This window comes from Pseudacidovorax intermedius (assembly GCF_001476815.1).
GTDB classification, from domain to species: domain Bacteria; phylum Pseudomonadota; class Gammaproteobacteria; order Burkholderiales; family Burkholderiaceae_C; genus Xenophilus; species Xenophilus intermedius_A.
Genome location: NZ_LDSL01000068.1, coordinates 1 through 20,008 on the forward strand (window position 1 = coordinate 1; position 20,008 = coordinate 20,008).

Below are 20,008 nucleotides of genomic sequence, written 5' to 3' on the forward strand. Positions count from 1 at the left end.
CAGCAGCAGGCTGTCGGCGGGCAGCGGCATGCGCTGCTCGTCCAGCGCCGCCATCAGCAGCTGCGCGGCCCGGCGGCCGATGTCGGCGGCGGGCTGCTCGATGGTGCCCAGGCGCGGCGTGAGCTCGTCGCCCAGTGCGATGCCGTCGAAGCCCATCACCGACAGGTCCTGCGGCACGCGCAGGCCGGCCAGGTGTGCGGCGCGCACGGCGCGGATGGCGAGCAGATCGTTGGAGCAGAACAGGGCGGTGGGCCGGCCGGGGGCGGCCAGCCGTTCGCGCAGCGCGTCCACGGCCGCTTCGACGAAGGGCACTTCGATCAGCGGCGGCGCCTCGAGCCCGGCGGCGGCCATGCCGGCCAGGAAGCCGCGGTGGCGCTGCTGCGAGCGGTCGGACTGGGCGAGCGTGCCGCTCACCATCGCGATGCGCCGATGGCCCAGCGTGGCCAGATGCGCCACGGCCTCGGCCGAGGCGGCTTCGTTGTCGACGGCCACGCAGCAGTGGGCCGGATGCCGGTTGTACGCCAGCACGTAGGACCGCTGGCGTGCCTGCAGCCGGGCCAGCGCGGCGGAGGTCTGCGGGTTGGAGATGACCAGCACCATGCCCTCGACCTCGCGGGCGAGCAGCTGGTCGACCGCGCGCTGCTCGGCGTCCAGGTCGTAGCCGGTGGTCAGCGGCACGATGGCATGGCCGGCCTCGGCCGCGGCCTGTGCCAGGCCCTGCAGGCATTCGGCGAAGGTGGGGTTCAGCAGGGTGGGCAGCACCACGCCCAGCACCCGGCTGCGCTGGGTGCGCAGCGTGCGCGCGCTGGCACTGGGAAAGTAGCCCAGCTCGCGCGCGATCGACTCCACCAGCGCGCGCGTGGCGGGCAGCACCTTGTCGGGCGTGTTGAACACGCGCGAAACGGTGGCGATGGAGACGCCCGCCTTGTCGGCGACGGCCTGGATGCTCATGCGCAGGAACCTTGGGTGGAAAACATCATGTAAACGTTTTCATTTGAAGGTGCGCATGTGACACCGTCATGACGCGTTTGGAAACCGGGATTACCCAGGGCCCTGGTGCATGCTGGATGTCTCTCCCCATCCCGTTCGGGCTGAGCGCGTCGAAGCGCGGATGCCGACGGGGCGGGCCTTCGGCAGGCTCAGGCCGAACGGAGAGCGGGACCGGCCTTCGACAAGCTGAGGCCGAAGGGGTGGGTGGTGAGCCTTCGACGGGCCCGGGCTGAATGGGTGGGGCTGTGCCAGGCGCAAAAAAAAAGCGCGAGACCGAAGCCTCGCGCCGTTGGGCCCTCGCACGGGGCGCCTTGTTCTCAAGAGCTGGACGGCTTCGACGCCGTCCCCGCTCAGCGCTTGCGCCGCATGCGCCGGATCTCGTCCAGCACCAAGCAGATGGCGCCCAGCGTGATGGCACTGTCCGCCAGGTTGAAGGCCGGGAAATGCGACCCGGCCCAGTGGAAGTCCAGGAAGTCGACCACGTAGCCGTGCATCAGGCGATCCACCACGTTGCCGATGGCGCCGCCCAGGATGCAGGCGAGGGCGAAGCAGAAGAGCTTCTGGCCCGCATGCGCGCGCAGCATCCAGACGATGAACACGGCCGCGGCCACGCCGATGCCGGTGAAGAACCAGCGCTGCCAGCCCGAGGCGCCGGCCAGGAAGGAGAAGGCCGCGCCCGTGTTGTGCGCCCGCACGATGTTGAAGAACTCGGTGATGCGCGTGGCATCGCCGAGCTGGTAGTGGCCCAGGATCAGCGTCTTGGTGTACTGGTCGGCGATGAAGATCAGCACCGCCAGCGCCAGCCAGCCCCAGATGCCCAGGCCAGGACGGGTGGACTCGAATCCGCTGTGCGCCTTCATGGTCATGCCACGCTCCGCGCTTCGCCGGCGCCGTACAGGTTGCTGGTGCAGCGGCCGCACAGCGTGGGATGCGCGCTGTCGTGGCCCACGTCGTCGCGCCAGTGCCAGCAGCGCTCGCACTTGGTGGCGGTGCTGGGCGTGACGGCGATGGCGAGCGCGTCGCCGGCCTGCAGGTTGACCACCGAGGTGATGAAGACGAACTTCAGGTCGTCGCCCAGCGCAGCCAGCAGCGCATGGTCCTCGGGCGCGGCGGTGAGCCGCACGTTGGCCTGCAGCGAGGAGCCCACGCCGCCCGCCGTACGCACGGCCTCGATCTCCTTGTTGACCGCATCGCGGATGGCCTGGATGCGGCCCCACTTGGCCAGCAGCGCCTCGTCGGGCGTGCCCAGGTCGCAGAAGGTCTCCATGAAGATGGAGTCGGAGCTGCCCGCGAACTTCCACGCCTCCTCGGCCGTGAAGCTCAGGAAGGGCGCCATCCAGCGCAGCATGGCCTGGGTGATGTGCCACAGCGCCGTCTGCGCGCTGCGGCGCGCGCGCGAGCCGGGCTGCGTGGTGTAGAGCCGGTCCTTCAGCACGTCCAGGTAGAAGGCGCCCAGGTCTTCCGAGCAGAAGACCTGCAGCTTGGCCACCACCGGATGGAACTCGTAGACCTTGTAGTGGCCCAGCACCTCGGCCTGGAACTGCGCGGCGCGCGACAGCGCCCAGCGGTCGATCTCGAACAGCTCGGCCAGCGGCACCGCGTCCTTGGCCGGGTCGAAGTCGCTGGTGTTGGCCAGCAGGAAGCGCAGCGTGTTGCGGATGCGGCGGTAGGCGTCGACCACGCGGGCCAGGATCTTGTCGTCGCCGGCGATGTCGCCGGAGTAGTCCGACGCGGCCACCCACAGGCGGATGATCTCGGCGCCCAGCTTCTTGGTGATCTCCTGCGGATCGATGCCGTTGCCGAGCGACTTGCTCATCTTGCGGCCCTGGCTGTCCACGGTGAAGCCATGGGTCAGCAGGCCGCGGTAGGGCGCGCGGCCTTCCAGCGCGCAGGCCAGCAGCAGCGAGCTGTGGAACCAGCCGCGGTGCTGGTCATGGCCTTCGAGGTACAGGTCGGCCTCGGGGCCCTGGTCGTGGTGCACCGTGGGGTGCGTGCCGCGCAGCACATGGAAGAAGGTGGAGCCGGAATCGAACCACACCTCCAGGATGTCGCTGCTCTTGGTGTAGTGCGGCGCGTCCTCGGCGCCCAGGATTTCTTCGGTGGTGACGCGGCTCCAGGCCTCGATGCCGCCCTGCTCGACGATGGCGGCTGCCTGGTCGAGGATCTCCATCGTGCGCGGATGCAGCTCGCCCGTGAGCTTGTGCAGGAAGAAGGGGATCGGCACGCCCCAGCTGCGCTGGCGCGAGATGCACCAGTCGGGCCGGTGCGCGATCATGTCGTGCAGCCGCGCCTTGCCGTTCTCGGGGTAGAAGCTGGTGTCCTCGATGGCCTCCAGCGCGATCTGCCGCAGCGTCTTGGCCGGCTTGGCGCCGGGCAGGGTGAACACGCCCTCGCCCTCGTCCATGCGGATGAACCACTGGGCCGCGGCACGGTAGATCACCGGCGTCTTGTGGCGCCAGCAGTGCGGGTAGCTGTGGGTGATGGTCTCGGTGGCCATCAGCCGGCCCGCCTCTCGCAGCGCCTCGATGATGTGCGGCACCGCCTTCCAGATGTGCTGGCCGCCGAAGAGCGGAAAGTCCGGCTCGTACACGCCGTTGCCCTGCACCGGGTTGAGGATGTCGTCGTAGGCCATGCCGTGCGCAATGCAGGACTGAAAGTCGTCCAGGCCGTAGGCGGGCGAGGAATGGACCAGGCCCGTGCCGTCGGTGGCGGTGGCGTAGTCGGCCAGGTACACCGGCGACAGGCGGCGGTAGCCCTCGTGCACGTCGTACAGCGGATGCTCGAACTCCAGGCCGCCCAGCGCGCGGCCGGGCGCGATGGCGATGACCTTGCCGTCGAGCGCGTAGCGGTTCAGGCAGCTCTCGACCAGCGTGTCGGCCACGATCAGCAGGCCGCGGTCGGTGTCGACCAGCGCATAGGTCAGCTCGGGGTTGAGGTTGAGTGCCTGGTTGGCCGGGATGGTCCAGGCGGTGGTGGTCCAGATGACGGCGAAGGCGTCCTTCTCGATGGCCGGCAGGCCGAAGACGGCCGCGAGCTTGGCGCGGTCGTGGGCCTTGAAGGCGACATCCAGCGTCTGGCTCTTCTTGTCGGCGTACTCGATCTCGAACTCGGCGAGCGACGAGCCGCAGTCGAAACACCAGTACACGGGCTTGAGGCCGCGATACACGAAGCCGCGCTCGATCACCTTCTTGAAGGCGCGGATCTCGCCTGCTTCGTTGGCGAAGTCCATCGTCTTGTAGGGATGGTCCCATTCGCCCAGCACGCCCAGGCGCTGGAAGTCGCTCATCTGCTGCGCGATCTGCTCGGTGGCGTAGGCGCGGCTCTTCGCCTGCATCTCGTCGCGGCTCAGGTTGCGGCCGTGCTTCTTCTCGATGGCGTTCTCGATCGGCAGGCCATGGCAGTCCCAGCCGGGCACATAGAGCGCGTCGTAGCCTTCGAGCTGGCGCGCCTTGGTGATCATGTCCTTGAGGATCTTGTTCACCGCATGGCCCATGTGGATCTGGCCGTTGGCGTACGGCGGGCCGTCGTGCAGGATGAACTTGGGCCGGCCGGCGCGGGCCATGCGCAGGCGCTTGTACAGGCCCTCGTCGTTCCAGGCCTTGACCCAGCCCGGCTCGCGCTTGGGCAGGTCGCCGCGCATGGGGAAGGGCGTGTCGGGCAGGTTCAGGGTGGCGCGGTAGTCGGGGGTCGCGGAGGAATCGGCAGCGTCGGACATGAGGGGCAGAGGAAAGGCATCGACAGGCTCGGCCCGCGCGCGGCGATGGCCGCGGGGGAGGGGAGGAGGTCAGGCCGCTCGCCCCGAGCTTGTCGGTGGGGCGCCGGCACGGCGGGCGTGCCGGTTAAATTCGGTCGCGTGTGGTCTGGCGCCGCGTTTCCGCGTGGCTGCTGCCCGCCGCGCCGGCGCTGCCGGCGGCGAAATACGCGCGTGCGTCGGCCAAGTCCTGGGCGATGCCCGCGGTCAGGGCTTCCAGGCTGGTGTAGCGCAGCTCGTCGTGCAGTTTGTGCAACAGTTCCACGCGCACGATTTTACCGTAGGCCCCCTCCGGGCCCAGGCTGGCCGGCCATTCGAGGCAATGCGTCTCCAGCAGCACGCGGCCGCCGTTGACGTCGTTCGGGTCCAGCGAGGGTCGCACGCCCAGGTTGGCCACGCCCGGCAGGGGCCGCTCGCCCAGCCCATGCACCCGCACCACGAAGATGCCGCTGGCCGCGGGCTTCCAGTGCTTGAAGCGCAGGTTGAGCGTGCGGAAGCCGTCCGTGCCGCCCGGTGCGCTGGCGCCCAGCGCCCGGCCCAGCTTGCGGCCGTGCACCACGTGGCCCGAGATGGCGTAGGGCCGGCCGAGCAGGGCAGCGGCATCGTCCATGCGGCCGGCGGCCAGCGCCTCGCGCACGGCCGAACTGGACACGCGCAGCGCCCGCGGCCCTTCGGCGCTGCCGGGGGCGGCGGGGTAGGACACCTCGTAGCTGTTCATCCGCGCCACGTCGAAGCCGCGCGCCGCCCCGGCTGCGTGCAGCATGGCGAAGTCGCCGGCCCGCCTGGCGCCGAAGCGGAAGTCGTCGCCCACCAGCACGTAGCGCGCGCCCAGGCCGCGCACCAGCACCTCGTCGATGAACTGCTCGGGCGACTGGCTGGCGAGTTGCGCGTCGAAGGGCAGCACCACCGTCTGCGCCACGCCGCAGGCCTGCAGTTCGCCGAGCTTGTCGCGCAGCGTGGCGATGCGGGCCGGCGCCAGCTCCGGCCGCCGGGCCACGCCGGCGAAATAGTCGCGCGGATGCGGCTCGAAAGTCAGCACGCAGCTGGGCAAGCCGCGGTGGCGGGCTTCGGTCTGCAGCAGGCCCAGCATGGCCTGGTGGCCGCGGTGCACGCCATCGAAATTGCCGATGGTCACGGCGCTGGCAGGCGCAACGCCCGGATGGCGGAAGCCGCGGAAGATCTGCATGGTCCTGTTATCTTTTTGATAGCTGGCCGCGTGCGCTCGGGAATCCTCCGGGCGTGAACGGGCTGTCATGAATGCCGGTTATATTGTGTCGCTTTCCGGCACTGCCGGGCCGCTGCGGTGGCCCTGGCTGGCGGTGCGGACGGTTCTGCGTGGCGTACGTTCCCTGTGTTTTCTTCGTTCGACGAGGAGGCGTTTGTGGTGAAGGTATTGAAGCTGTCGGCCCAAGGGCTGCCCCAGTCGTGGATCTCGCTCGAGCAGGCGGTGACCCACTACGCGGCCGGCGAGGTGCGCTGGGAGGCCGGCGAACAGGTGGCCCTGTTCCGCGGCGGCCACAACGCGATGACGGGCGCGCAGTCGCAGATCGCCGTCAGCAGCATCATCGGCACCCGCGGCGTGCCGCGCATCAGCCCCTTCAGCCTGCGCCCGGGCTTGACCAACAGCAAGCTCTTCGCGCGTGACCGCAACGTCTGCGCCTACTGCGGCGACCATTTCCACGAAGAAGACCTGACGCGCGAGCACATCGTGCCCTTCGCGCAGAACGGGGTGGACCACTGGATGAACGTGGTGACGGCCTGCCGGGCCTGCAACCACCGCAAGGGCAACCGCACGCCCGAGCAGGCGCACATGCCGCTGCTCTACACGCCCTACGTGCCCAGCCTGTGGGAGGACTTCATCCTGCGCAACCGCCGCATCCTGGCGGACCAGATGGAGTTCCTGGCGGCGCACCTGCCGTCGAGCTCGCGGCTGCACGGCTAGCGGCGCGGCGGTTCCAGGCTCACAGGCGCCAGGACGGCGCCCGTTTTTCGATGAAGGCCTGCACGCCTTCCTGCGCCGTCGCATCGGCCATGTTGCAGGCCATGGTGCGGGCGGCATCGTGCAGCGCCGCTTCCAGCCCCGTCTCCAGCTGGCGGTAGAAGAGGGCCTTGCCCATTTCGAGCGCGATGCGGGGCTTGGCGACGATGCTGGCCACCAGCGCCGCCACCTCGTCGTCCAGAGCCTCGGCCGGCACCACGCGGTTGACCAGGCCCTGTGCGAGCGCCGTCCGGGCGTCGATGAAGTCCCCCGTCACCAGCAGCTCGAAGGCCTTCTTGCGTGGCAGGTTGCGCGACACCGTCACGCTGGGCGTGGCGCAGAACAGGCCGACGTTGATGCCGCTGGTGGCAAAGCTGGCGCTGTCGGCGGCCACGGCCAGGTCGCACAGCGCGACGAGCTGGCAGCCAGCGGCGGTCGCCAGGCCATGCACGCGCGCGACGACCGGCACCGGCAGGCGATGCAGCGCCAGCATCATGGCGCCGCAGCGGTCGAACAGCACCTGATAGACCGACTGCGAGGGCGATGCCTGCATCTCGCGCAGGTCGTGACCAGCGCAGAACGCCCGGCCGTTGGCGGCGATGACGACGGCGCGCAGGTCGGCGTCCAGCGCCAGCCGCTGGCAGGCCGCATGCAGCGCATCGATCAGCGCGACGGACAGCGCGTTGAAGGCGGCCGGCCGGTTGAGGGTGAGCGTGACCACGCCGCGGGCGTCACGCGATTCCAGCAGGAGGGGCTCGTCGGTGTTCGTCACGTTTCCTTCTTCCATCGGTGTGGGGCGACGGGGGCGGGCCTGGCCTTCGAATGAGGGTTCTGCCAGGCCGTCGGCGGGTGGTCAGTAGGTCAGCTCCAGCAGGCTCAGGTGGCCCTCGGCCACCGGCCAGCTTCGCCCGGCGATGCGCTCGCCATTGAATTCGCCTTCCACCGTGCGCGCCGGCCCGGCCGCGAGCCGCAGCCGCGAACTCGCCACGCCCGCGCCGCGCGGCGGCACGCCAGCCAGCTGCGTCTGGCCGTCGAAGCGCATGCGGTCGCGCTGGGCGTCGAAGTAGCCGCGCGGCCGGGTGAACACGACCACCGCGCCCGCCGGCCGGTCCGCCGCCGCCAGCCGCTCCGGCCGCAGGTGGACCACGTCGCTGGAGCGCGGGAAGGGGCTGCGGTAGATGTGCGTGGTGGCGTAGCCGGGGGCCACGATCTCGAATTCGTAGCTGGCGCCCGGGCGCGCCACGAAGGGCCCCCAGCGGCCGTCCGCGCCCACCGTCTTGCGCCAGGCCGGCGCGCCGCGGCGCTCGCCGATGGCCGGCTCGGTCTCGTACACGCTCACTTGCGCGCCCGCCAGCGGCAGGTTGTTGACGAAGTCGCCGCTGGCGGGGTCGGCTGGATTCAGGCCGAGCCCGGTGATGCGGCCGTCGAGCACGATCCGTGGCTCGGTGGCGATGGCCGTGGCGCCCGGTGCGTCGCCGGTGAGGAAGCGCCAGGTCGCGTCGAAGGCCGCGGGCGAGAACGACACCTCGCGGTGGTCCGCGCCCGGCAGCACGAGGTTGGTCGCACCGCGCAGGGCCGGCCCGTCGGCCGTGATGTTCGTGGGCTTGCCCGGCGCGCCGATCCACAGGCCGTCGGGCTGGGCGTACTTGTCGTTGCCGTCGGAGCGCAGCGTGAGCCAGTGCGGGCCGGGCGTCACCTCGTCGCCGTTCGGACCTTTGGGCGCGTTCAGCTGGCGCAGGAAGGGCGACAGGCCCGAGAACTCGCTGCCTTCGCGCCAGCCGGGAATGGCCCAGATGCCGTGCGCCGGGTTGCCGCCGAGCGCGACATGGCCGACCCTGGCCGCGCCGCCGCCGTTCTGCACGTAGTTGCGGATCGTGTTGCCGCCGCGCGAATTGCCGACCAGCACCACCTGCGGTGCGCCCGTCTGGCGAAGCACGCGATCGACCTCCGCGGATAGGAAGGCCATGGACTCGGCCGTGGAACTGCGGCCCGGCTGCGCCACGCCGTCGTCGTCGCGGGCCAGGGGCATGGGCTGGTCGAGCGCGAACAGCCGCTCGCGCGCCCAGCCGTTGGATTCGAAGCGCCACAGCGTGGTCTGCCACAGCGCGGCCGAATCGCCGTTGCCGTGCATGAAGACGACGGGCGTGTCGCGGCGTGGTCCCGCGCCCGGCGTGGCGCAGGCAGCCAGCGCAAGGCTGGCGGGGGCGGTCATCAACAAGGTGCGGCGGCGGATCATCCGGGGCTCCTGGCAAGCAAGAAGAAGGGCGGCACGGCGCGGGGCCGGGCCGCCAGAAAGAAGAAAGGCCCGCCAGCGTGTGCCGGCAGGCCTGCGGTGTCATGGACCGGGCTCACCCGCGGTCAGGCGAACACCCCCGCGCTGTCTTCCATGCGCGCCGACACTTCGCCCAGGTGATGCAGCGTGTCGCCGAACACGATCTCCATCTGCGTCAGCTTGCGGAAGTAGTGGCTGCCCATGTATTCGTCGGTCACGCCGATGCCGCCGTGCAGCTGCACCGACTGCTGGCCGACGAAGCGCATCGACACGCCCAGCTGGTACTTGGCGCGGGCCAGGGCCTGGCGGCGCTCGGCCGCCGGCGCGCCCAGCTTGAGCGTGGCGTAGTAACTCATCGAGCGGGCCAGTTCCAGCTGCATCTTCATGTCGGCGACGCGGTGGCGCAGGGCCTGGAAGCTGCCGATGGTCACGCCGAACTGCTTGCGGGTGTTGAGGTACTCGACCGTCAGCGCCAGCGTCTTGTCCATCACGCCCACGCCTTCGGCGCAGGTGGCGGCGATGCCGATGTCCACGGCTTCTTCGAGCACCGGCAGGCCGTCGGCGGCCACGAGCTGCGCGGCGGCCTGGGTGAACACAACCTCCGCGGCGCGACTGCCATCCTGCGTGGGATAGCCCGAGGCCTTGATGCTGCCGTCGGCACGCGGCACCAGGAAAAGGGCGATGCGCCCGTCCAACTGCGCCGGCACCAGGTAGGCCGCCGCTTCGTCGCCGGCCGGCACCAGGCTCTTGGTGCCGCTCACGGCGTAGCCGTCGCCGGCCTTGGTGGCCTTGGCTTCGCAGCGGTCCAGGCGATAGCGCGCGGCGCGCTCCTGGTAGGCCAGCACCACCAGCTTCTCGCCGCTGGCGATGCCGGGCAGCCAGTCGCCGCGCACGCCTTCGTTGGCATGACGGGCCAGCACGGCGCCGGCGATGAAGGACTGCGCCAGCGGCTCCAGCACGATGCCGCGGCCCAGTTCTTCCATCACCACCATGGCCTCGACCGGGCCCATGCCCAGGCCGCCGTCGTCCTCGGGGATGTACAGGCCGCCCAGGCCCAGCTCGGACAACTCGGTCCAGGCGGCGCGGGAGAAGCCGCCGTCCTTCTCGATGCCGCGGCGGCGGTCGAAGTCGTAGGCCTTCTCGACCCAGCGGCCGACGGCGTCGCGCAGTTGCTGCTGGTCTTCAGTGAAATCGAAATCCATGTCTGCCTCCTGTCAGCCCAGCACCGTCTGGGCCACGATGTTGCGTTGCACTTCGTTCGAGCCGCCGTAGATCGTGGTCTTGCGGTAATTGAAGTAGGTGGAGGCCAGCGGCGCCAGCGACGCATGGCCGCCGGGGAAGTCGCCCTGCCAGCCGGCCGCCATGGCTTCGCGGATCAGCGGCAGCGAGAAGGGGCCGCCCGCCAGCATCATCAGCTCGGAATAGCGCTGCTGGATCTCGCTGCCCTTGATCTTGAGCAGGCCGGCGATGTCCAGCGAGTTCTTGCCCGATTTCTCGGCCGAGAGCACGCGCAGCACCAGCATTTCGAGCGCCACAATGTCCACTTCCAGCTTGGCGATCTCGTCGCGGAAGCGCACGTCGTCGTACACGCCCTCGGCCTTGGCGATGCGCTTGACGCGTTCCAGCTCGCGCTTGGCGCGGTTGACGTCGGCAATGTTGGTCCGCTCGTGGCTCAGCAGGTGCTTGGCGTAGGTCCAGCCCTTGTTCTCCTCGCCGATGAGCTGGTCGGCCGGCACCTCGACGTTGTCGAAGAACACGTCGTTGACCTCGTAGCCGCCGTCGAGCAGGCGGATCGGCCGCACGCTCACGCCGGGCGACTTCATGTCGAGCACGATGAAGCTGATGCCGGTCTGCGGCTTGCCCTCGGTGCTGGTGCGCACCAGGTTGAACATCCAGTCGCCGTACTGGCCCAGCGTGGTCCAGGTCTTCTGGCCGTTGATGATGTACTTGTCGCCGCGGCGCTCGGCGCGGGTGCGCAGCGAGGCCAGGTCCGAGCCCGAGCCGGGTTCGCTGTAGCCCTGGCTCCACCAGACCTCGCCGCTGGCGATGCCGGGCAGGAAGCGCTCCTGCTGCTCGCGCGAGCCGAAGGCCATGATGACGGGCGCCACCATCACGGGGCCGAAGGGGATCACGCGCGGCGCGCCGGCGCGGGCGGTCTCTTCCTCGAACAGGTGCTTCTGCACGGCCGTCCAGCCGGGGCCGCCGAACTGCTTGGGCCAGCCGTAGCCCAGCCAGCCCTTCTTGCCGAGGATCTTGGCCCAGCGCTGGTGGTCTTCCTTCGAAAGCTCCAGGCCTTCGTTGACCTTGTGGGCGATGTCTTGGGGCAGGTTGTCCGCCACCCAGGCGCGGACCTCTTCGCGGAACGCCTGTTCTTCAGGGGTGAATGCCAGATCCATGGGGGTTGTCTCCAGAGAAGCGGGATTTTTAGCACGCTCGTTCGCAAGTCCGAGTCCGCCGTGCGACACACGGATAATCCGCCGCCAGTATGCAGAGTTCCCTTCCATGCGGCCCCGGGGTTTTCAGCCGGTTGCCAGTCTCGGCCGCAGCGGCCGGTTCCGTGCACCGCACGGCTGTCGATGCCGTCGCGAAAGGCCGCCGGTGAGCGGCAACATCGTCATCCTCGTCTCCGGCGGCGGCTCCAACATGGCGGCCATCGCCCGGGCGGCGCAGGCCCGCCGCTGGGCCGAGCGCTTCGGCGTGCGCGTGGCGGCCGTCGTCAGCAACAAGCCCGAAGCGGGCGGCCTGGCGCTCGGCCGCGAGCTGGGGCTGGAGACCGCCGTCGTCGACCACCGCGGTTTCGACGGCCGCGAGGCCTTCGACGCCGCGCTCGCCGACACCATCGACCGCTGGCAGCCCGTGCTGGTGGTGCTGGCCGGCTTCATGCGCATCCTGACGCCGGGCTTCGTGGCGCGTTACGAGGGGCGGCTGGTCAACATCCATCCTTCGCTGCTGCCGGCCTTTCCGGGCCTGCACACCCACCGCCGCGCCATCGAGGCCGGCTGCCGCGTCGCCGGTGCCACGGTGCACCTGGTGACGGCCGAACTGGACCATGGCCCCATCCTGGCCCAGGCCGTCGTGCCGGTGCTGGCCGGCGACACCCCCGAAGCGCTGGCCGCCCGCGTGCTGAGCCAGGAACACCGGCTCTATCCCCAGGCCATCGAGGGCTGGCTCGCGGCGCGCTGAGGCCCCGAACGGGGTGGGCGGCGACAATCGCCCCCCTATGCATCCCCAAGCCCTGTTGGAGGCCTGCGCCGAACTCACCGGCCGCGTGCTCCGATTCGACCATCCGGCCGACGCCATCGTCTCGCGCTATTTCCGCGAGCATCGATCCCTCGGCCCCCGCGAGCGCGCGACGCTCGCCGAGACCGTCTACACCATCCTGCGCAAGAAGCTGCTGTTCGAGCACCTGGCGCGTTCCGGCAGCGGCGCGCGCGAGCGACGCCTGGCCATCCTGGGCTTCCATGGCTCGCGCGACTTCCTCAAGACCGTGCTCAGCGACGCGGAAAAGCGCTGGCTGGACGCCTGCGAGGCCGTCGCCCCTGCCGATCTGATGGCCCAGCACCGCCACAACCTGCCCGAATGGCTGGCCCAGCCCTTGCGCGCCCAACTGGGCGCAGCCGACTTCATGGCCCTGGCCGACACGCTGCAGCAACCCGCCCCGCTGGACCTGCGCGTCAACATCCTGAGCGCCAAGCGTGAAGAAGTGCAGCGCGAGCTCAAGACGGCCGGCATCGCCGCCAAAACAACGCCGTTCTCGCCCTGGGGCCTGCGCATCGACGGCAAGCCGGCCGTCAACCGCCTGCCCGCCTTCGAGCGCGGCGCCATCGAGGTGCAGGACGAAGGCTCCCAACTGCTCACGCTGCTGGTCGAGGCGCGCCGCGGCGAGATGGTGGTCGATTTCTGCGCCGGCGCCGGCGGCAAGACCCTGGCGCTGGGCGCGGCCATGCGCAGCACCGGCCGGCTGTACGCCTTCGACACGTCGGCACACCGGCTGGACGCCCTCAAGCCCCGGCTGGCGCGCAGCGGCCTGTCGAACGTGCACCCGGCCGCCATCGCCCATGAGCGGGACGAGCGCATCAAGCGGCTCGCCGGCAAGATCGACCGCGTGCTGGTCGATGCCCCCTGTTCGGGCCTGGGCACGCTGCGCCGCAACCCGGACCTCAAGTGGCGCCAGTCGGCCGAAGCCGTCCAGGAGCTGGTGGCCAAGCAGACCGCCATCCTCGCCAGCGCCGCGCGGCTGGTAAAGCCGGGCGGCCGGCTGGTCTATGCCACCTGCAGCGTGCTGCCGGAGGAGAACGAAGCCATCGCCGAGGCCTTCGGCGCGGCCAACCCCGATTTCCTGCCGCTGGAGGCCGCGGACCTGCTGACCGCGCAGAAGGTGGCGGACGCCGCCGCGCTGTGTGCGGGCGGGGAGGGCGGCACGCGCTACCTGCGGCTGTGGCCTCACCGCCACGCCACCGACGGTTTTTTCGCCGCCGCCTGGAACCGGCGCTAGAGAGCGGCATCCAATCCCCAGAGATTCAACGCCGTTACACGAAAAACGGGGTGGATTTCAAGCCCGGCACACTAAAATTGTCGGACTGTTCTGACAGGGCGACCCCGTCCGTCCGTGTGGAGTACCCAACTTGCTGATTCCTGATTCCGCCGTTCTGAGCTCGGCCCTCGACTGGCTTGCCCATGGCCTGTGGGATCTGTCCTGGTGGCAGATCGTGCTGTACACGCTCGCCACGACGCACGTCACCATCCTGGCGGTGACCATCTTCCTGCACCGCACGCAGGCCCACCGCTCCATGGACCTGGGGCCCATCCCGTCGCACTTCTTCCGCTTCTGGCTGTGGGTCGGCACCGGCATGGTCACCAAGGAATGGGTGGCCATCCACCGCAAGCACCACGCCAAGTGCGAGACCGAGGAAGATCCGCACAGCCCGCAGACCCGCGGCATCGACACCGTGATGTGGCGCGGTGCCGAGTTGTACCGCGCCGAGGCGAAGAACAGCGACACCATCACCAAGTTCGGCCACGGCACGCCCGACGACTGGATCGAGCGCAACCTGTACAGCCGCTTCGGCTGGCAGGGTGTGGGCCTCATGCTGATCCTCAACCTGGCGCTCTTCGGTGGCATCGGCGCCACCATCTGGGCCATCCAGATGCTGTGGATCCCCTTCTGGGCGGCCGGCGTCGTCAACGGCCTGGGCCACTACTGGGGCTATCGCAACTTCGAGGCGCAGGATGCCAGCACCAACCTGGTGCCCTGGGGCATCGTGATCGGCGGCGAAGAGCTTCACAACAACCACCACACCTATCCCACGGCCGCCAAGTTCTCGGTCAAGAAGTACGAGTTCGACATCGCCTGGGGCTACATCATGCTGATGCAGAAGCTGGGCTGGGCCAAGGTCAAGAAGGTACCGCCGAAGCTGCGCATGGGCGAGGTCCGCCCGGTGGCCGACGAGAAGACGCTCGAGGCCGTCATCGCCAACCGCTACGAAGTGATGGCTGGCTACGCCCGCGAAATGCGTCGCACCTGCAAGCAGGAACTGTCGCAGCTGCAGGCCCGCGGTGCCGACCTGTCGGTGCTCAAGGCGGCTCGCCGCTGGCTGCACCGCGACGACGACAAGGTGCCCGCTGCCGCCCGGCCCAAGCTCGCCGAGGCCCGCGCCGCCCACCCGGTGCTGGACAAGATGGTCACCATGCGCGAGGAACTGCGCCAGATGTGGATGAACACCTCGCAGTCGCGCGAGCAACTGGCGGCCGACCTGGCGGCCTGGTGCCACCGCGCCGAGGCCAGCGGCATCAAGGCGCTGCAGGAGTTCTCGATCCGTCTGCGCGCTGCGCACGTCTGACCGAAATCCTGCTCATCGCTCAGTGCTTCGGCACTGGGCGGCTACAAAAAAGACCGGCCTTGTGCCGGTTTTTTGTTGTCTGGATGGCGGCTTGGAACCGGCAGGGGCCCGCACGGATGTTGGAAAGAAGCTGCCGACTGCCCGCCGCGCCAGAGCGACGCGGGCAACAAAAAACCCGCTGGATCGCAGCGGGTTTTTCGCAGAAGGCGTGGGCCGAATTACTTCAGCTTCACTTCCTTGTATTCGACGTGCTTGCGCGCCTTGGGGTCGAACTTCATGATCAACATCTTTTCAGGCGTCGTCTTCTTGTTCTTGCTGGTGGTGTAGAAGTGGCCGGTGCCCGCGGTGGACTCCAGCTTGATCTTTTCGCGTCCGCCTTTGCTCGTTGCCATGGTGTGCTCCTTTCAGCTCAGGCCTGGCCGCGTGCGCGCATGTCTGCGAGCACGGCGTCGATGCCGTTCTTGTCGATCAGGCGCAGGGCGGCGCTGGAAACGCGCAGACGCACCCAACGGTTTTCGCTCTCGACCCAGAAACGACGGTATTGCAGGTTCGGCAGGAACCGGCGCTTGGTTTTGTTGTTGGCGTGGGAAACGTTGTTCCCGACCATCGGGCCCTTGCCCGTGACTTCACATACGCGTGCCATTGAGGACACTCTTTCATGAACAGCCGTCACCATGCGCGGCGAACCGCCGTGAGGCGGTTCGTGGGGTGGGTCGGCTTGACCTCGCCAGAAAAAAACGGGTGGCGGTAGCCCGTTTGCCGCACCGTCACCCGGGGGTGAATGCGGCAAAGCCGGCGATTATAGGCCGGCTTTCAGGAAACTGTCCATATCCAGGCCTGGGAGGCCGGGACGGCGGGCGGTCTCGCTCAGGACGTGCCGTCCTGCTCCAGAAAGCGCTGGGCGTCCAGTGCGGCCATGCAGCCCGTGCCGGCGCTGGTGATGGCCTGGCGATACACGTTGTCCTGCACATCGCCGGCGGCGAACACGCCGGGCACGCTCGTCATCGTCGCGAAGCCGTTCAGGCCGGAACGGGTGACGATGTAGTTGTCCTTGAGCTCCAGCTGACCCTGGAACAGGTCGGTGTTCGGATGGTGGCCGATGGCGATGAAGCAGCCCTTGAGGTCGATCTGCTTCTTCTCGCCCGACTGCACGTTGCGCAGGCGGATGCCCGTCACGCCGCTGTCGTCGCCCAGAACTTCGTCCAGTTCGCTGTGCAGTTCCAGCACGATCTTGCCTTCCTTGACCTTCTCGTGGACCTTGTCGATCAGGATCGGCTCGGCGCGGAACTTGTCGCGGCGGTGCACCAGCGTCACCTGGCGGGCGATGTTGGACAGGTACAGCGCCTCCTCCACCGCGGTGTTGCCGCCACCGATCACGCACACATCTTGCTCCCGGTAGAAGAAGCCGTCGCAGGTGGCACAGGCCGAGACGCCGCGGCCCATGAACTTCTCTTCCGAGGGCAGGCCCAGGTACTTGGCCGAGGCGCCGGTGGCGATGATCAGGGTTTCGCAGGTGTAGCTGCCGCTGTCACCAGTGAGGGTGAAGGGACGCCGGGTCAGGTCGACCTTGTTGATGTGGTCGAAGACGATCTGCGTGTTGAAGCGCTCGGCATGCTCCAGAAAGCGCTGCATCAGCTCCGGGCCCTGCACGCCGTGGACGTCCGCCGGCCAGTTGTCCACCTCGGTGGTGGTCATCAGTTGGCCGCCCTGTGCCATGCCGGTCACCAGCAGCGGCTTGAGGTTGGCGCGGGCGGCATAGATCGCGGCGGTGTAGCCTGCGGGGCCCGAGCCGAGAATGAGTACCTGGGAATGCAGCGGAGTGGTCATAAACTTCGAACCTGAATGGTGAACGGCAAGCTGCGCTTGCATGGGCTTCGCCTTTGGTGGGACGCGAGTATCCCGTTCAGGTTCAATGCATGCGGAGCGCTCTTTTTATGTGCGTGATTGTATTTATTGATGTGGCGGCCCTCGATGGACGCTGCACGGGAGGAAATAGATAGATGTCGATGCTCACCAACCTGGAACTGCTGCGGCGGGTTCCGCTGTTCTCCGCGCTCACGCCCGCCCAGTCGGCCAACATTGCCGACGTGGTGGTCAAGAAGCGTTTCAAGCGCGGCGAGCTGATCGTCGAGCAGGGCAAGCGCTCCAACGCCCTCTACATCATCCTGGCCGGCCGGGCGCGGGTGCTGAATTCGGACAACCGGGGCCGGGAGGTGATCCTCGCCACGCTGCAGGCGGGCGACTACATCGGCGAGATGAGCCTGATCGACGGCGAGCCGCATTCGGCCACCGTGCGGGCCGACATCCAGGTCGACGTGCTGGTGCTGGGCCAGGAGGCCTTCGCGCGCTGTGTGCCCGACAACTCATCCATGACCTACAACATCCTGCGCGGCATGGTGCGCCGGCTGCGCCAGGCGGACCGCAAGATCGAATCGCTCGCGCTGATGGATGTCTACGGCCGGGTCGCGCGCTGCCTGCAGGATTTCGCCGTGGACGACGGCAGCGGCACGATGGTGGTGCGCGAGCGCATCTCGCGGCAGGACCTGGCCAAGATGGTCGGCGCCTCGCGCGAGATGGTCAGCCGCGTCATGAAGGACCTGGAGGAGCGCGGCTTCGTGCAGACCCAGGAAGACGGCTCCCTGATGGTGAAGGACCGCCTCTCGGCGCTGAGCTGAGCGCCGCCGGCAGGCGTAACGGGTTGCCCGGCGCGGCTCGGCGCCGCCAAGATGGTTTAGGCTTGCGCATTGCGCGCTGCACTGCAGCGCGGCCCGCCTGCGTCCATGACCTATTCCTTGCACACCTTGAACAATCCGGCCGGGCACGACGCCCCGCCCGTGCGGCAGCGCGCCATGCGCTTCGCGCACGAAATCTCCCTCGTCGCCGGCCTGGCGCTCATGCTCTTCTGGCTGCTGGCAATGTTCAGCTACACGCCTTCCGATGCCGCCTGGTCCACCTCGGGCAGTGGCGGCGTGGTCAAGAACTGGGGGGGCACCCTCGGCGCATGGCTGGCCGATGCCAGCTATTACCTGGCGGGCTATTCCATCTGGTGGGTGTTCGCCGCCGCAGTGCGCGTCTGGTTTTCCTCGCTGGCGCAGTGGCTGCGCGGCAGCGCGCCGCAGGGCGCCGCCCCGGCACCGCGGCTGAACCGCAGCCGGGTGCTGTTCTGGCTCGGCCTGGTGCTGTTGCTGGCCGCGAGTGCCACCCTCGAATGGTCGCGCCTGTACCGGCTGGAATTTCGCCTGCCGGGGCATGGCGGCGGCGTGCTCGGCTACTTCGTCGGCCCGGCGGGCGTGCGCTGGCTGGGCTTCACCGGCTCCGCGCTGGTGGCCATCGCGGCCGGCGTGGTCGGCTCGGCGCTGGTGTTCCGCTTCTCCTGGGCGCAGGTGGCCGAGGCCATCGGTGCCCGCATCTATTCGCTGTTCGAGCGCGGCCGCGAGAAGCGCGAGCTGGCGCAGGACCTGGCCATGGGCCGCAAGGCCCGCCGCGAGCGCGAGGAAACGGCGGCCCACGACCGCGATGTGCCCGGGCCGGCGGACGACGAGGTCGAGCCCGCCTTCGACGACGTGCCGCCGCCCGCGCCCCGGCGCCGCGAGAAGGCCGCGCCGGTGCAGATCGAGCCCGCGGTGGCCGACGTGCCCAAGAGCGAGCGGGTGGTCAAGGAGCGCCAGAAGCCGCTCTTCAAGGAGCTGCCCGACAGCAAGCTGCCGCAGGTGGACCTGCTCGACGCTGCCGCCGGCCGCCAGGAAACGGTGTCGCCGGAAACCCTGGAGATGACCTCGCGCCTGATCGAAAAGAAGCTCAAGGACTTTGGCGTCGAGGTGCGCGTGGTGCTGGCCTCGCCGGGCCCGGTCATCACGCGCTACGAGATCGAGCCGGCCACCGGCGTGAAGGGCTCGCAGATCGTCAACCTGGCCAAGGACCTGGCGCGTTCGCTGTCGCTGGTGTCCATCCGCGTGATCGAGACCATCCCGGGCAAGAACTACATGGCGCTGGAGCTGCCCAACGCCAAGCGGCAGTCGATCCGCCTGTCGGAGATCCTCGGCTCGCAGGTCTACCACGAGGCCCGGTCGATGCTGACCATCGGCCTGGGCAAGGACATCATCGGCAACCCGGTGGTGGCCGATCTGGCCAAGATGCCGCACGTGCTGGTGGCCGGCACCACCGGCTCGGGCAAGTCGGTGGGCATCAACGCGATGATCCTGTCGCTGCTCTACAAGGCTGAGGCGAGCGACGTGCGCCTGCTGATGATCGACCCCAAGATGCTGGAGATGTCGGTGTACGAGGGCATCCCGCACCTGCTGGCGCCGGTGGTCACCGACATGAAGCAGGCGGCCCACGGCCTGAACTGGTGCGTGGCCGAGATGGAGCGCCGCTACAAGCTGATGAGCAAGCTGGGCGTTCGCAACCTTGCCGGCTACAACGCCAAGATCGACGAGGCGAAATCGCGGGAGGAGTTCATCTACAACCCCTTCAGCCTGACGCCGGACGATCCGGAGCCGCTGCGCCGCGAGCCGCACATCGTGGTCGTCATCGACGAGCTGGCCGACCTGATGATGGTGGTCGGCAAGAAGATCGAAGAGTTGATCGCCCGTCTGGCGCAGAAGGCCCGTGCGGCCGGCATCCACCTGATCCTGGCCACGCAGCGGCCCAGCGTCGACGTGATCACCGGCCTGATCAAGGCCAACATTCCTACACGGATCGCCTTCCAGGTCAGCAGCAAGATCGACAGCCGGACCATCCTCGACCAGATGGGCGCCGAAGCGCTGCTGGGCATGGGCGACATGCTCTACATGCCGAGCGGCACCGGCCTGCCGGTCCGCGTGCACGGCGCCTTCGTCAGCGACGAGGAAGTGCACCGCGTGGTGGCCTACCTCAAGAGCCAGGGCGAGCCCGACTACATCGACGGCGTGCTCGAAGGCGGAACTGTGGATGGCGAGGACGGTCCGATGGGTGAGGGCGGCGATGCCGGCGGCGAGAAGGACCCGATGTACGACCAGGCGGTCGAAGTCGTGCTCAAGCACCGCAAGGCCAGCATTTCGCTGGTGCAGCGCCACCTCAAGATTGGCTACAACCGCGCGGCGCGGCTGGTCGAGGACATGGAGAACGCAGGGCTTGTCAGCGCCATGAGCGGCGCGGGCCAGCGCGAGATCCTCGTGCCGGCGCGCAGCGAGTGAAAG

17 protein-coding genes are annotated in these 20,008 nt (G+C 68.9%); 6 read left to right on the plus strand and 11 right to left on the minus strand.

Going from position 1 to position 20,008, the window contains the following annotated elements:
* The 4 genes from NS331_RS11745 to NS331_RS11760 form a co-directional block, all read right to left on the minus strand.
* Positions 1-951: LacI family DNA-binding transcriptional regulator (locus NS331_RS11745; RefSeq protein WP_058642179.1), on the minus strand; the 951-nt coding region annotated here is incomplete at its 3' end.
* Between the two features lie 389 nt (positions 952-1,340).
* Positions 1,341-1,850: a signal peptidase II gene (gene lspA / locus NS331_RS11750; protein WP_058642180.1), complete on the minus strand. Its 510-nt coding sequence runs from the start codon at positions 1,848-1,850 to the stop codon at positions 1,341-1,343.
* A gap of 2 nt (positions 1,851-1,852) precedes the next feature.
* A complete protein-coding gene (ileS, locus tag NS331_RS11755) occupies positions 1,853-4,705 on the minus strand; it encodes an isoleucine--tRNA ligase (protein WP_058642181.1) in 2,853 nt (950 codons plus the stop codon).
* Between the two features lie 124 nt (positions 4,706-4,829).
* Positions 4,830-5,927, minus strand: coding sequence for a bifunctional riboflavin kinase/FAD synthetase (locus NS331_RS11760; protein WP_058642182.1), 1,098 nt, complete (start codon positions 5,925-5,927; stop codon positions 4,830-4,832).
* Positions 5,928-6,125: 198 nt separating this feature from the next.
* On the opposite strand from NS331_RS11760, the gene NS331_RS11765 reads away from it, so the two are divergent.
* Positions 6,126-6,683 carry an HNH endonuclease gene (locus NS331_RS11765; RefSeq protein WP_058642183.1) on the plus strand — a complete coding sequence of 186 codons (558 nt, stop codon included), beginning with the start codon at positions 6,126-6,128 and terminating at the stop codon, positions 6,681-6,683.
* A gap of 19 nt (positions 6,684-6,702) precedes the next feature.
* On the opposite strand, the gene NS331_RS11770 is transcribed toward NS331_RS11765, so the two are convergent.
* The 4 genes from NS331_RS11770 to NS331_RS11785 all read right to left on the minus strand — a co-directional run bounded on the left by NS331_RS11770 (position 6,703) and on the right by NS331_RS11785 (position 11,387).
* Positions 6,703-7,506: an enoyl-CoA hydratase gene (locus tag NS331_RS11770; protein ID WP_193758092.1), complete on the minus strand. Its 804-nt coding sequence runs from the start codon at positions 7,504-7,506 to the stop codon at positions 6,703-6,705.
* A gap of 66 nt (positions 7,507-7,572) precedes the next feature.
* Positions 7,573-8,955 (minus strand): alpha/beta fold hydrolase, encoded by a 1,383-nt coding sequence (locus tag NS331_RS11775; RefSeq protein ID WP_058642184.1) that lies wholly within the window; start codon positions 8,953-8,955, stop codon positions 7,573-7,575.
* A 122-nt stretch (positions 8,956-9,077) separates the two neighbouring features.
* A complete protein-coding gene (locus tag NS331_RS11780; RefSeq protein WP_058642185.1) occupies positions 9,078-10,193 on the minus strand; it encodes an acyl-CoA dehydrogenase family protein in 1,116 nt (371 codons plus the stop codon).
* Between the two features lie 12 nt (positions 10,194-10,205).
* Positions 10,206-11,387, minus strand: coding sequence for an acyl-CoA dehydrogenase family protein (locus tag NS331_RS11785; protein ID WP_058642186.1), 1,182 nt, complete (start codon positions 11,385-11,387; stop codon positions 10,206-10,208).
* A gap of 247 nt (positions 11,388-11,634) precedes the next feature.
* Here NS331_RS11785 and purN point away from each other — a divergent pair, with 247 nt between their 5' ends.
* From purN to NS331_RS11800, 3 genes are all read left to right on the plus strand, one after another.
* Positions 11,635-12,174, plus strand: coding sequence for a phosphoribosylglycinamide formyltransferase (purN, locus tag NS331_RS11790; protein ID WP_058642204.1), 540 nt, complete (start codon positions 11,635-11,637; stop codon positions 12,172-12,174).
* A 37-nt stretch (positions 12,175-12,211) separates the two neighbouring features.
* Positions 12,212-13,486, plus strand: coding sequence for an RsmB/NOP family class I SAM-dependent RNA methyltransferase (locus NS331_RS11795; protein WP_058642187.1), 1,275 nt, complete (start codon positions 12,212-12,214; stop codon positions 13,484-13,486).
* A 130-nt stretch (positions 13,487-13,616) separates the two neighbouring features.
* Entirely contained in the window at positions 13,617-14,831 is a 1,215-nt protein-coding gene (locus NS331_RS11800; protein ID WP_058642188.1) for a DesA family fatty acid desaturase, read from the plus strand.
* A 218-nt stretch (positions 14,832-15,049) separates the two neighbouring features.
* Here the strand turns inward: NS331_RS11800 and rpmG are convergent, their stop codons facing one another.
* The 3 genes from rpmG to trxB form a co-directional block, all read right to left on the minus strand.
* The gene (gene rpmG / locus NS331_RS11805; RefSeq protein WP_017757249.1) at positions 15,050-15,223 is read right to left on the minus strand and encodes a 50S ribosomal protein L33; all 174 of its coding nucleotides are present in this window, start codon (positions 15,221-15,223) and stop codon (positions 15,050-15,052) included.
* 17 nt (positions 15,224-15,240) lie between these two features.
* Entirely contained in the window at positions 15,241-15,474 is a 234-nt protein-coding gene (gene rpmB, locus NS331_RS11810; RefSeq protein ID WP_028601562.1) for a 50S ribosomal protein L28, read from the minus strand.
* A gap of 224 nt (positions 15,475-15,698) precedes the next feature.
* Complete coding sequence (gene trxB, locus NS331_RS11815; RefSeq protein ID WP_058642189.1) at positions 15,699-16,658, minus strand: thioredoxin-disulfide reductase; 960 nt, start codon at positions 16,656-16,658, stop codon at positions 15,699-15,701.
* Positions 16,659-16,831: 173 nt separating this feature from the next.
* Here trxB and NS331_RS11820 point away from each other — a divergent pair, with 173 nt between their 5' ends.
* Positions 16,832-17,506: a Crp/Fnr family transcriptional regulator gene (locus tag NS331_RS11820; RefSeq protein WP_058642190.1), complete on the plus strand. Its 675-nt coding sequence runs from the start codon at positions 16,832-16,834 to the stop codon at positions 17,504-17,506.
* Positions 17,507-17,611: 105 nt separating this feature from the next.
* Positions 17,612-20,005, plus strand: a complete 2,394-nt coding sequence (locus NS331_RS11825; protein WP_058642191.1) for a DNA translocase FtsK — start codon at positions 17,612-17,614, stop codon at positions 20,003-20,005.
* The last annotated feature ends 3 nt before the right edge of the window (positions 20,006-20,008 follow it).